Origin of the sequence: Bacillus sp. ISL-18, from assembly GCF_018613415.1 — a bacterium.
Lineage (GTDB): Bacteria > Bacillota > Bacilli > Bacillales > Cytobacillaceae > Neobacillus.
Genome location: NZ_JAGGQG010000002.1, coordinates 854529 through 867731 on the forward strand (window position 1 = coordinate 854529; position 13203 = coordinate 867731).

12 protein-coding genes and 1 tRNA gene are annotated in these 13203 nt (G+C 40.9%); 8 read left to right on the forward strand and 5 right to left on the reverse strand.

Going from position 1 to position 13203, the window contains the following annotated elements; genetic code table 11:
• Nucleotides 1–9: 9 nt before the first annotated feature.
• The gene (locus tag J7E81_RS04210; RefSeq protein ID WP_215040868.1) at nt 10–474 is read right to left on the reverse strand and encodes a low molecular weight protein-tyrosine-phosphatase; all 465 of its coding nucleotides are present in this window, start codon (nt 472–474) and stop codon (nt 10–12) included.
• 284 nt (nt 475–758) lie between these two features.
• On the opposite strand from J7E81_RS04210, the gene J7E81_RS04215 reads away from it, so the two are divergent.
• From J7E81_RS04215 to J7E81_RS04225, 3 genes are all read left to right on the forward strand, one after another.
• The gene (locus J7E81_RS04215; protein ID WP_215040869.1) at nt 759–1175 is read left to right on the forward strand and encodes a VOC family protein; all 417 of its coding nucleotides are present in this window, start codon (nt 759–761) and stop codon (nt 1173–1175) included.
• 475 nt (nt 1176–1650) lie between these two features.
• Nucleotides 1651–1938 carry a putative quinol monooxygenase gene (locus J7E81_RS04220; protein ID WP_215040870.1) on the forward strand — a complete coding sequence of 96 codons (288 nt, stop codon included), beginning with the start codon at nt 1651–1653 and terminating at the stop codon, nt 1936–1938.
• Nucleotides 1939–2038: 100 nt separating this feature from the next.
• Entirely contained in the window at nt 2039–2431 is a 393-nt protein-coding gene (locus tag J7E81_RS04225; protein WP_215040871.1) for a VOC family protein, read from the forward strand.
• Between the two features lie 147 nt (nt 2432–2578).
• Here J7E81_RS04225 and J7E81_RS04230 read toward each other — a convergent pair.
• Together J7E81_RS04230 and J7E81_RS04235 are read right to left on the reverse strand one after the other, a co-directional pair.
• Nucleotides 2579–2652, reverse strand: a tRNA-Arg gene (locus tag J7E81_RS04230).
• Nucleotides 2653–2713: 61 nt separating this feature from the next.
• Nucleotides 2714–3454: a YwaF family protein gene (locus J7E81_RS04235; RefSeq protein WP_215040872.1), complete on the reverse strand. Its 741-nt coding sequence runs from the start codon at nt 3452–3454 to the stop codon at nt 2714–2716.
• 370 nt (nt 3455–3824) lie between these two features.
• Between J7E81_RS04235 and mutS the strand changes: the two genes are divergently transcribed.
• Both mutS and mutL read left to right on the forward strand, forming a co-directional pair.
• Nucleotides 3825–6437, forward strand: coding sequence for a DNA mismatch repair protein MutS (gene mutS / locus J7E81_RS04240; RefSeq protein ID WP_215040873.1), 2613 nt, complete (start codon nt 3825–3827; stop codon nt 6435–6437).
• A gap of 13 nt (nt 6438–6450) precedes the next feature.
• The gene (gene mutL, locus J7E81_RS04245) at nt 6451–8379 is read left to right on the forward strand and encodes a DNA mismatch repair endonuclease MutL (RefSeq protein ID WP_215040874.1); all 1929 of its coding nucleotides are present in this window, start codon (nt 6451–6453) and stop codon (nt 8377–8379) included.
• 339 nt (nt 8380–8718) lie between these two features.
• Here mutL and mreBH read toward each other — a convergent pair whose 3' ends face one another.
• Complete coding sequence (gene mreBH, locus J7E81_RS04250) at nt 8719–9726, reverse strand: rod-share determining protein MreBH (protein WP_215040875.1); 1008 nt, start codon at nt 9724–9726, stop codon at nt 8719–8721.
• A 305-nt stretch (nt 9727–10031) separates the two neighbouring features.
• Here mreBH and miaA point away from each other — a divergent pair, with 305 nt between their 5' ends.
• The 3 genes from miaA (at nt 10032) to spoVK (ending at nt 12386) form a co-directional block, all read left to right on the forward strand.
• Nucleotides 10032–10988: a tRNA (adenosine(37)-N6)-dimethylallyltransferase MiaA gene (miaA, locus tag J7E81_RS04255; RefSeq protein ID WP_215040876.1), complete on the forward strand. Its 957-nt coding sequence runs from the start codon at nt 10032–10034 to the stop codon at nt 10986–10988.
• Nucleotides 10989–11014: 26 nt separating this feature from the next.
• The gene (gene hfq, locus J7E81_RS04260; RefSeq protein ID WP_215040877.1) at nt 11015–11245 is read left to right on the forward strand and encodes an RNA chaperone Hfq; all 231 of its coding nucleotides are present in this window, start codon (nt 11015–11017) and stop codon (nt 11243–11245) included.
• Between the two features lie 193 nt (nt 11246–11438).
• Nucleotides 11439–12386: a stage V sporulation protein K gene (gene spoVK, locus J7E81_RS04265; protein ID WP_215040878.1), complete on the forward strand. Its 948-nt coding sequence runs from the start codon at nt 11439–11441 to the stop codon at nt 12384–12386.
• A 28-nt stretch (nt 12387–12414) separates the two neighbouring features.
• Here spoVK and J7E81_RS04270 read toward each other — a convergent pair whose 3' ends face one another.
• Nucleotides 12415–13053, reverse strand: a complete 639-nt coding sequence (locus J7E81_RS04270) for a trimeric intracellular cation channel family protein (protein WP_215040879.1) — start codon at nt 13051–13053, stop codon at nt 12415–12417.
• Nucleotides 13054–13203: the final 150 nt, after the last annotated feature.

Consider the following 13203-nt stretch of genomic DNA (forward strand, 5'->3'; position numbering starts at 1 on the left):
TCAAATTTGTTATATGTTTTGTTCGCTGCGTATCTTTTTGAGTAATGCCCGGCAGCCGGCTGAAATAAGACGATAGGTTTGTTCAAAATCACCTGTGAAAAATGGATCGGGGATATCTTGTTTGTATTTGGTCAAATCGAGCAGCCTAATGATCTTGGGGTGATTAGGCTTGCAGGTGATCTTATAAATATTTTTTATGTTGCTGTTGTCCATACCGATTATATAGTCAAACTTCAAAAAGTCCTCTTTCTTTAAGGGGCGTCCAACAAGCCCTTTAGAAGAGATATGGTATTTCTTGAGAATCTCAAGAGTTCCTTTATGCGGACGGAAGCCAATTTGCCATGAACTGGTTGCAGCGGAATCAACGGCAATTTTTCTTGACAACTTTTCTTTTTTGACTAATGCGCGGAACAAAGCTTCAGCCATTGGTGAACGGCAAATATTCCCGAGGCATACAAATAAAACGTTTATCATGGATGTAACCCCTTTTCATTTCTTTTCCTTTTTCCACTTTGATTTTCTTTTTTATAATGCATTATGTATATAGAGATTAGTGAATTGGACTGGTGCGTTTATTAATTACAAAGTATGTATAAAACAGAAATATGAAACGGCCCTTTCTTAAATTTAGATGGAAGGGGGATGAGAATAGCTCCACAAGGATTTTATTTCCAACCAAGAAGGGAAGATTAGGATAAGCATTGAATTTATTATAGAAGTGAGTGATCACTGTTTTCTATAACAGGGGGTTGTTAGATATGTCGAGAGAAATATGGTTGAACCTTCCAGTCCGAGATCCAGAACGGGCAAAGGCTTTTTATATTGAGATTGGTTTTCGATTGAATGAGCAGTATGCGAGTCAAGATGGTTCAGTGAGTTTTATCGTTGGCGATAATCAGGTTGTTTTAATGCTTTTCCCGGAATCCACGTTCAGTGGTTTTGCTGGTAATACGGTGGCAGATTCGCGGCAGGGCACGGAAGTGTTATTCTCCTTGGGGGCGAACTCCAGGGAAGAAGTTGATGAGCTCGCTGTTAAAGCAGAACGAGCCGGCGGAACTATATACGGTAAGCCGGGCGAAAAGGGCGGCTGGATGTATGGCTGTGGTTTTACCGATCCGGACGGCCATCGTTGGAACGCGTTGTATATGGATATGAGCAAAATGCCGCAACGCTGAGAGACCAATTCGCCATTACGTTACGAGAAGTTAAGCAGAAAGTAATTAGTTTACTTAACAACTAGGCTAATTTTTTGTTTTAAATTTGTGGAAAAAATGAAACCCTGTAAAACCAACCTTGAAGTATTGGTTTTACAGGGTTTTTTGTACATCCCTAAGAGGGGCCAATTATGGATTCATATACGTTTTCTAAAATGGCGCTAAGACTTAAGTTAATGGGAGACTCATTGACATGGTAAATAAACCTTATTATACTAAATGTAACCTCATTGTGGTACAACTGTACTGTAATGCGGTTAAATGTAAAGCGGGAGAACATTTTCAAAAATGAAGTTCAAGATTAAATGACTTCTTAGACGTTCTATTATTTATAAAAACTAAAAAATAGACAAGTAAATCTATGAATATAGTTAAAATTAGTACGATGGGAATTGGAACGAAATTTGATAATTAAAATAGAAAAGGGGCCAATAAGATGATTAGAGTAGTTTGTAAGGCAAAACTTAAACCAGGCGTAAACGTTGAAGAATATTTAATTCTTGCTAGAAAAGTTGTATCAGAAACCAGAAAAGAAAAAGGCTGCATCATGTATACTCTTCATGAAGACCTCAATGATCCATCCATCATTACAATGATTGAAGAATGGGAGACTGAAGAGGATATCAACCAACACAATAAAAGTGAACATGTAGTGAAATTTGTTCCAGAGCTGAGGAAACTGAGAGAAAGCACAGAAATCAACCTTTATAGAGAATTAAAATAATTAAGTAATTAAAAAAGGAATAAGTACGCCAAATTATGCCCTTGGAAGAGACTGCTTTTGTGCCAAAAGAAATAGTAGAAGAAAAATGGAGGGATAACAGATGATTAAAGGGATTAATCACAAAGCATTCCATGTTGTAGATATGGAACGGTCATTGGATTTTTATTGCAATAAGCTTGGTTTTAAGAAAGCGTTTGAATTGAATCAACCAAATGGTGAACCGTGGATTGTATATGTGAAAGTGGCTGACGGATGTTTTATTGAATTATTTTACGGAGGTACCGAGGGTGCTAAAAACAGAGCGGAACACATCTGTTTCGAGGTAGATGATATCCATGAAACGGCGGATCAATTGAAGAAAAAGGGAGTCCCATTAGAAGATGAAGTTTCTCAAGGCAGGGCTTTGAACTACCAATTCTGGGTATTAGACCCCGATGGAAATTGGCTTGAGTTTATGGAAATGAATCCTGAATCCCCACATATGAAAAGTTAGGTTAGAAAAATACGTACCTATTCCAATTATCAGGAAGCCTTCTACCACGGAAGGTGACTAATAATGGAATAGATAATATCAAAGGTAATTCGATGAATACTAAAAGTATGAAACAGAAAAACCCTTGCAATCGCAAGGGTTTTTAGACGTCCCAAAGAGGATTCGAACCTCCGACCTACAGTTTAGGAAACTGTTGCTCTATCCTGCTGAGCTATTGGGACATTTATTAGGAACGTTATTAATTATAATAATTAAATTTAAAAAGGTCAATAAAAAGATCAGTTAAGGCATTGGGAAGTTCCTCTCCACTTCCGTTTGTCTTTCTGTTTTTTCACGAAAGAGGGCCCAAACAATCAGGCTTAATGAAATTAATAAACCTTCCAATGATAAGATATACCAAGGATAGGAGCCAAGAACATCTAACAAACTTGTGCTGTTTGGTTTGTGGCTTAGGAACATATAATTTCCCCCAACCATCTTATTAATCAACATAATAACCGGCATCAGGACATTTAAAAAGATAAACAACTTCAAAACTGACCAAAGGGTAGGGCGATATCCTTTTACCCAAGTAAAATAAAGCGGAACAAAAATGCTCATTAAGTGTGTATAAAAGAAATGAAAAAATCGAAAATGCGGAAAATCATAATTTAGTAACGGAGTGAAAATCGCCTGTGAAGCGCCCAACAAAGCGGTAAATAACAGAATTTCGTAGATGAGCTTTTTTTCAGATAGCAATAGTAACACTGTTAATAGGAGGCTAATGCTGCATAATTCTAGCGGGATCGCATGACTAACATGCCAACTGCCATTGGTCAACATCCAAACATGATAGGTTGCTTCTATTATAATTAGCGAAATGGCTGTTCCAATCTCCCAAGGTCTTAATTGTGCAGACTGAAGTTTACCCCTGTACAAAAATAGGCATGTTACACCTAAAACTAAAAGGGTTATAATGATAAAATGGCTTACGGAAAACATTTCAAAATCATAGTTTTTATAGATTCGGCCAAACCACCCCATACATAAATCCCCCCTTGATTTGCATCATATCATGGTTAACCTACGGAAATAGTCGAAAGTAAGAACCATTTATTCTATTAATTTGGCAAATATTCAACGGGTGCCTGACACCACTCGGATATGATATAATAGTTTGTCGAAGAAAATCGAATATAGATAGTAAGAGCCAAGAAATTTGTTATGAGGACAGAGAAAGTAAGAAACGATTCAACTATGTCCGCATGAAGCCGTCATGGGGATAAGAAAAGCTAGAAAAGCTCCAACCATGTCCACATGAACAACTCTCTAAGGACAAAGAGTGTTTCTTAAAAATTACCCAATCAAGAGGGGAACCCCCTTAAAATAAAAGATTAATACCCTGGAGGTCATTATGGCTGGTTATACGCCGATGATACAACAATATCTAACGATTAAGGCAGATTACCAAGATGCCTTTTTATTTTTTCGCTTAGGCGACTTTTATGAAATGTTTTTTGACGATGCCATTAACGCATCGCAGGAACTAGAAATCACGCTTACAAGCCGTGAGGGCGGCTCGGAAGATCGAATCCCTATGTGCGGTGTGCCTTATCATTCCGCACCCAACTATATTGAACAATTGATTTCAAAAGGCTATAAAGTAGCCATTTGCGAGCAAATGGAAGATCCAAGACAAACAAAAGGCATGGTAAAAAGGGAAGTTGTTCAGCTTATCACGCCGGGTACCGTAATGGATGGAAAAGGGTTAACAGACAAAGAGAACAACTATCTTGCATCCATTACAGCCTTTGGCGACCAAACCTATGGATTTGCTTACAACGATATCTCAACTGGAGAGAGCCGGGTCACACTCCTTTCCACTAATTTTGACGAAGTTCTCAACGAATTGGCGGTCTTAAGTGCCAAAGAGGTTGTGGTTGCCAGTAATTTTGATGGGGAACTGCAAAAGAAGATGCGTGAACGAGATGTGCTAGCGATTTCGATAGAAGATAACAGTTCAATAGAAATGAACTTTGCCCATCTGCTTGAAGGTCTGAATCAGGAAAAATTAAAGCAAACGGCAGCAAGGCTGTTTCATTATTTATTCCGCTCACAGAAGAGAAGTCTTGACCATTTGCAACCTGTAACGACGTATCAAATTCAGCAATATATGAAAATCGATTACTATTCAAAACGAAATCTCGAACTAACCGAAACGATTCGTTCAAAGGGAAAAAGAGGCTCCTTGTTATGGCTGCTTGATGAAACAAAAACAGCCATGGGTGGACGGATGCTAAAGCACTGGATCGATCGGCCGTTGATTCAGCAATCAGAAATTGAGCAGCGGCATAATTTGGTGGATGTGCTCATCCAACATTATTTTGAGCGTCAGGAGCTCCGTGAAAACTTAAAAGAAGTTTACGATTTAGAGAGATTAGCCGGACGGGTGGCGTTTGGAAATGTAAATGCCCGTGATTTAGTTCAGCTAAAGCGCTCCTTAATGCAGGTCCCTTTTTTAAAACAAATCCTGTTTGGAATGCAAAATGAGCAAATGAATGAAATTGCTGAAAAGCTTGACCCCTGTGAAGAGGTAACCGACCTCCTTGAACAGGCCATTGTGGATAATCCACCGCTTTCTTTAAAAGAAGGAAATATCATTCGCGACGGCTATCATGATCAGCTCGATCAATATCGGGATGCCAGCCGCAACGGAAAAACGTGGATTGCCCAGCTAGAACGGGAAGAACGCGAGAAAACCGGAATTAAGTCCTTAAAAGTTGGCTATAATCGTGTATTTGGCTATTATATCGAGGTTACCCGTGCGAACCTGCACCTTTTAACAGAAGGGCAATATGAGCGGAAGCAGACGTTAACCAATGCTGAACGTTTTATTACACCGGAATTAAAAGAAAAAGAGGCTTTAATTTTACAAGCGGAAGAAAAATGCGGAGAGCTGGAATATGATTTATTCACCGGAATCCGCGAAATGGTTAAGGAACAAATCCCGCGTTTGCAGGCATTAGCCAAAGCCGTTAGTGAATTAGACGTTTTACAATGTTTTGCTCAAGTCAGTGAAGAACGCCGTTATGTCAAGCCGCAATTTTCGAATGAGCGCCGGGTTGTACTGAAGGATGGCCGTCATCCGGTTGTAGAAAAAGTGTTGAACACACAAGAATATGTGCCAAACGACTGCATGATGGACAGCGATCGAGAAGTCCTCTTAATCACAGGACCTAATATGTCTGGTAAAAGTACGTACATGCGGCAAATCGCTCTGATCGCGATATTGGGGCAAATTGGCTGCTATGTCCCAGCATCAGAAGCAGTATTGCCGATTTTTGATCAGGTCTTTACCCGGATCGGGGCAGCGGACGATTTGATTTCTGGACAAAGTACCTTTATGGTGGAAATGCTTGAGGCAAAAAATGCGATTGCAAATGCAACGCAAAATAGTTTAATTTTATTCGATGAAATCGGCCGGGGAACATCCACCTATGACGGGATGGCCCTTGCACAGGCGATTATTGAATACATTCATGAGCGAATTGGAGCGAAGACCTTATTTTCAACCCATTATCATGAGCTAACCGTGTTAGAGGAAGAACTTTCGAAATTGAAAAATATTCATGTTAGTGCAATTGAACATAACGGCAAGGTAGTTTTCCTTCATAAAATTAAAGAAGGTCCTGCTGATAAAAGTTACGGTATTCATGTAGCGCAGCTGGCGGAACTACCGGCGGAGTTAATTAAACGGGCGAGTGAAATTTTAGCAGAACTGGAACAGACAGATGCTCAGACAGCTCCCGTGAAAAAAGTGGTCGAGCAGCCCGTCGCAGAGGTGGAAAAACCAGTGGAGCAGCCGGCCCAGTTATCCTTTTTCGATGAGCCCGCATCACCGAAAAAAGCGGAGCCAACTCCTAAAGAAAAACGAGTGTTAGAGAAGATTAAAGAAATCGATTTATTAGATGTAACTCCATTACAAGCGATTAACCTGCTGTATGAGCTCCAGAAAAAGTTAAAGTAAGGGGGCTTTATTGATGGGCAAGATTATTCAATTAGATGAAATTTTATCAAATAAAATTGCGGCAGGAGAGGTTGTCGAACGGCCTGCTTCTGTCGTGAAAGAACTGGTTGAAAATGCGATTGATGCTGGCAGTACGGTGATTGAAATTGAAATCGAAGAGGCCGGGCTCGCTAAAATCCGCATTACAGACAACGGCTATGGGATTGAGGAAGAGGACGTATTAATTGCCTTTCAGCGCCATGCCACCAGTAAGATTAAAAATGAAAATGACTTATTCCGGATTCGCACGCTCGGATTCCGTGGCGAAGCTCTGCCGAGTATTGCCTCCGTTTCCAGACTGGAGATGAAGACTTCGACAGGGGAAGGTGCCGGAAACAGAGTGGTGATTGAGGGCGGCAAGGTTGAGGTTTTTGAAAAAGCATCGGCTCGACGCGGTACCGATCTTACGATTACGGATTTATTTTACAATACGCCTGCTCGTTTGAAATATATGAAAACCATTCATACAGAGCTTGGCAACATTACGGATGTTGTGAACCGCTTGGCGCTTTCCCATCCTGAGGTAGCATTTCGGTTAATTCATAATGAGCGGAAACTGTTGCAAACGAACGGAAACGGCGATGTCCGCCAAGTGTTGGCGGCGATTTATGGGATGGCTATTGCGAAACAGCTTGTCCCGGTTTCCGGTAAATCGCTAGATTATACGATTAGCGGTTTTGCCTCAATGCCGGAAGTAACAAGGGCTTCAAGAAACTATATTTCTACGATGATTAATGGCCGTTTTATCAGGAACTACGCTTTGGCGAAGGCTATTCAGGAAGGGTACCATACGTTGCTTCCAATCGGACGATTTCCGATTGTTCTTCTTAATATTGAGATGGACCCGCTCTTGGTTGATGTCAATGTGCACCCATCGAAAATGGAGGTCCGCATCAGTAAGGAAGCCGAACTGAATGAGCTGGTCACCACAATGATTAAGGATACCTTTAAATCGAAAATCTTGATCCCAACCGCTTACACACCTGTGAAAAAAGAAGAACCCAAATCAGAGCAAACGGCGTTCGTTTTGGATGAAGGGACGCCACATACAAGTAAGCTGATCGAAACTCCGTGGGAGCGTCCGGTATTTGCTCAAACGGTTCAAGAAACGACGACGATTCCGGTTCCAAGATTTGACTATGTTCCAGTTAAGCAGGAGGTACCAAAGTTTGCAATTTCGGATGAAACTCCTTTTGAACCCAATGAGGAAACGTTTGAACCAGAGTATTTCGATCATGCGTCAACGTCTGAAAGCGAACCAACTGATGGTCAGCCACAGACAGAGTATCATGCGCCTGTTGATTCCGATGATATCAAAAGTAGGATCCCGCGTCTTTATCCCATTGGTCAAATGCATGGGACGTATATTTTTGCGCAGAATGAAAATGGCTTATATATTATCGACCAGCACGCCGCCCAGGAACGATTGAAATATGAGTATTTCCGCGAAAAAGTAGGACAAGTTCAGTCCGAGCTACAAGAAATGCTGGTGCCGATTACTTTGGAGTATTCAACTGATGAATATGTCAAAATAACAGAGAATCTTAGTGAACTAGAAAAAGTCGGTGTGTTCCTTGAGGAATTCGGTTTGAATAGTTTTATTGTCCGCTCGCATCCGCAATGGTTTCCTAAAGGGGAAGAGAAGCAGATTATAGAGGATATGATTGAACAGGTATTATTGATGAAAAAGGTCGATATTAAGAGGCTTCGGGAAGAGGCGGCGATCATGATGAGCTGTAAAGCCTCAATTAAAGCGAACCGCCATCTGCGAAATGATGAAATCCAGGCGCTTCTCGATGATCTCCGCAAAGCATCTGACCCGTTTACCTGTCCGCACGGCAGACCGATTATCGTTCACTATTCGATTTATGAGATGGAGAAGATGTTTAAACGGGTGATGTAGTATGTTATTGTGACCGTGAGATCTGTAAAATGAGGTGGAACGGTCACAATAAAAAATTATTATACCCGTTTAAGCTGAAAAAGAGAGTGGTCGGTCACAATAAAAGAGAATAGTGCCCGTGGACTCCGAAAAAAAGGTGGACCGGTCACAATAAAAGAGAATTATGCCCGTGGACCCTGAAAAAGAGGGAAGCCGGTCACAATAAAAGAAATTTGTGCCCGAGATATCCGAAAAAAAGAGTACACACTCAAAAAAAGAACTGTGCCGCTAGAAAACAACACAAAACTATGAAAATAACAAAAGGCTGCAGGAAAACATCCTGCAGCCTTTTAAAATACCCTATTTTACCCCAACATGAATCTTATTAATAAACTGCAATGCCTGTCCAGTCCCAACAGCCACCGATTCCAATGGACTTGATGCCAGCTGAACCGGAACAAAAATCTCCTCGCTCAACCAGGCTTCCATTCCATTTAACAACGAACCGCCGCCAGTCAGAATCACGCCTCGATCGACAATATCACCGCTCAACTCGGCTGGGCAATCCTCGAGCGTGGCGCGGATCGCCTCCATAATATGCAACAAGGATTCTCTAATCGCATTCCGAATCTCATAGGATGATAGTTGAACCGTTTTTGGTAAACCAGTTACGAGGTCCCGGCCGCGCACATCCATAAACTTTTCCTCATGGTCGACCAGGGCATAACCAATTTCCATTTTAATATTCTCAGCGGTTCTCTCCCCGATTAATACATTGTACACCTTGCGGACATGTTGAATAATATCGTCATCCAAACGATCGCCGCCTATTTTAATAGAATGGCAGGCTACTACACCGCCAAAGGAAATAATCGCTACTTCCGTATTCCCCCCGCCGATATCAACGACCACATTGGCAACTGGCTCATCAACAGGCATACCTGCCCCAATTGCCGCTGCAACAGGTTCTTCAATGAGTGAGATCTTTTTTGCACCAGCATTTCGGACCGCATCCTGGATTGCTCTGCGCTCAACACTAGTAGAACCCGACGGAATGCAAACCACCACATTAGGCTTGCGAAGGGCCAAACCTAATTTCTTAGAAGCTTTCCGCATTACGTTTTTAAGCATTTCAGTAGTAACATCAAAATCAGCGATAACCCCATCTTTTAATGGGCGAATGGCGACAATTTTTTCCGGTGTCTTACCGATCATCTCTTTCGCTTCGATTCCAACTGCAACTACATTTTTTGTCTCTGTATCTATTACCACAACCGATGGCTCGTTTAGTACGATTCCTTTACTCTTGCTATATACCAATATATTAGCGGTTCCTAAATCAATCCCAATATCAAAATTAGAAAGCATTTTTATTCACCTATTCCTCAATTTTTAAATACATTAAAAGCTACGTTTAAGACTAACATGAATGTGGGGGTAAATAGCTTTTTGTAAATGAACCGTTATCGATTTGTAACCTTTTAAATTTATTTGTCATATTTTGAAGGAATATGTTATAAAAATTCATTTACCTCATAACGCATAAGAAACAAAATTTTTGTATATACTTGTTTGATGTTCTACTGCTTTACAAAATTGTGTTAACATGTAGTGATGGCAGCAGTCAAAATCGCCTTCAACACTGAAAAAAAGCATAAGGCAGTGAGAAAATAGTGGATTCCAACCAAAAATTAATCGTGATCATTGGTCCTACCGCAGTGGGAAAAACAAATTTGAGCATCGAAATGGCCAAACGCTACGATGGAGAGATTATCTCGGGTGACTCCATGCAGATCTATCGTGGTATGGATATCGGGACAGCAAAAATAACGGAAGAAGAAATGCAGGGTATCCCGCACCATTTAATTGATATCAAGGAGCCGGAAGAAAATTTTTCCGTTGCAGAATTTCAACTCTTGGTTCGTGCTAAAATAAATGAGATTGCCAAAAGGGGAAAGCTTCCGATCATCGTTGGCGGAACAGGGTTATACATCCAGTCCGTTATTTATGACTATCAATTTTCAGATGTACCTGGTGATGAAGCTTTTCGGCTTAAGCTAGAGGAACGAGCAAAGCAAATCGGTAATGAAGCATTGTACAAAGAATTACAAGCGATTGACCCAGATAGTGCTGCACAAATTCATCCGAATAATGTGAGAAGGGTGATTCGGGCACTGGAGATATTCCATCTGACAGGTAAAACGATGAAGGATTTTCAGAAGAAACAGCAGCCGGATCTGATGTATGAGACAGCGCTTGTCGGATTATCGATGGAACGGGAAAAGCTTTACGAGCGTATTAACCGAAGAGTAGATATAATGGTTGAGCAAGGACTGCTAGATGAGGTAAAATCCTTATACAACCAAGGCTTACGTAATTGCCAGTCGATTCAGGCAATCGGATATAAAGAAATTTATGACTATTTAGATGGCAGCGTAACCTGGGAGGAAGCCGTTGAGCAGCTAAAACAAAACTCGAGGAGATATGCAAAAAGGCAGTTGACTTGGTTTCGTAACAAAATGGATGTACAATGGTTTGATATGACATATGTGAACAATTTCGCAAAAAAAATAGCGGAAATTTCACAATATGTTGAAGGAAAGCTTCAAGTAAAATCGAATACATATTAGTAGAGATAAAAGAGGAGGATATACGAATGAAAACAACCATCAATATTCAAGATCAATTTTTGAACCAGTGCCGTAAAGACAACACCAATGTAACGGTGTTCCTTCTAAATGGGTTTCAATTAAGAGGCCAAATTAAGGGCTTTGATAATTTTACCGTATTATTTGAATCAGAGGGTAAACAGCAATTGGTATTTAAGCACGCAATTTCCACGTTTGCACCGCAGCGCAATGTCCAGCTTGAATTGGATAATCAATAAACTAGTATCAAAATGGAGCCCTCAACCCTTGGGCTCTTTTTTTATTTCTAAAAATAAAGGAAATCTTCTTTAATGAATTGCAAGGGTTGTGAATACACATAGAGGGAAGGATTATGCCTAACCTAAAACACTTCTGAGTAGCTTAAATCATGCTACCTTACGTATACTGTCTGCAGAATGAGAGGTGATAGCTTTGGATCAACCAATTCAAACGAAAAGTAACGGCCAAATAAGGGTGGTTCTCAACTCACATGAAAGAACTTCGATAAGAAAAGAGGTACCCGATTTTCAAGTTGTTCCAAAGGTCATTCCCCCAGAGCATACCGCACTAAAAGAAATTGAAGAGGAGCTCGGGGCATTGGTTGGCATGGAAGAAATGAAACGCATGATTAAAGAAATTTATGCTTGGATTTATGTGAACAAGAAGCGTGAGGAAATGGGGCTGAAGGCAAGAAAGCAAGCCCTCCATATGATGTTTAAAGGGAATCCTGGAACAGGGAAAACAACGGTTGCTAGGTTAATTGGCAAACTTTTCCAAAAGATGAATGTACTCTCCAAAGGCCACTTAATTGAGGCGGAGCGGGCCGACCTCGTCGGTGAGTATATTGGTCATACTGCTCAAAAAACGAGGGATTTAGTGAAGAAAGCCCAAGGCGGAATCTTGTTCATTGATGAGGCCTACTCGCTAGGGCGCGGCGGGGAAAAGGATTTTGGCAAGGAAGCGATCGATACATTGGTCAAACATATGGAGGATAAGCAGCATGAGTTTATTTTAATTCTTGCCGGGTATTCGCGGGAAATGGAACATTTTTTAACATTAAATCCTGGTCTTCATTCGCGGTTTCCCTTGGTGATTGATTTTCCCGATTATAATATCGAGCAGCTGATGGATATTGCCAGCAGGATGTTAAAAGAAAGAGAGTATACGCTAAGCCATGAGGCGGAGAAAAAATTCAAGGACCATTTGATTTGGGTAAAGGCGGTTTTAAATCCTACTAGTTTTTCAAACGGCCGGTATGTCCGCAACGTCATCGAAAAATCAGTTCGAGCACAGGCAATGAGACTATTGATGCTAAATAGCTATGACAGACACGAATTAATGACCCTGCGAAGTAATGATTTAATATTCGAGGAAGATTAATAACAAATAGAAAAAAACGGCGGAATCATCATCCGCCGATTTGTTTTTGATTATGAACTTTTTGGGAAACTCCAAGATGTCGGGAAGGAAGCTTCCAATCAAAGGTATAAGACAGTACTCGTAAGCCGGTTACGATCACAAATAGAGTATATAATTGCCAAGAATCAACAGCAATCTCAAGACCAATCATTAGACCGGCCAGGATAGCCCAAACCGCATAAATTTCTGCTCTCAACACGATTGGTTTCCTGCCGGCAAGCAGATCACGAATAATCCCCCCGCCAATCCCAGTTAAAACAGCGGCCACAATTACCGCACTTAGCGGATGGTTCATTTTCTCGGCATAAATCGCACCCTGAATCGCAAAGGCGGACAGGCCAATGGCATCAAAAAGGTTGCCCCATTTTTGCCAATGCCGCAGCAGGTTAGTGGGAAATAAAAACACCGCTGTAATCGACAACAGGGCAATTTGAAAAAATAACCCCTGTCCCCATAACGCTGATACTGGTACGCCAATTAACAGATTCCGTATCGCGCCGCCGCCAAACGCTGTAACAATTCCTAAAATATAAACTCCTAATATATCATAATCCTCTTCCATTGCCACAATGGCACCGCTGACAGCAAAGGCAATGGTTCCGATCATACTTAAAACTTCCCATGTCATAGTTGATTTCCCCTCTGTTGTAAGGTCACAAACACACAATGCTAATAGTAAAAACCGATCTCAAATGAACAATAAAATTTTATCATGATGACGGAAAAATACAACATTTATTTTATTATCTAAAAGCTTGGGGAAAATTAGTGATTACAA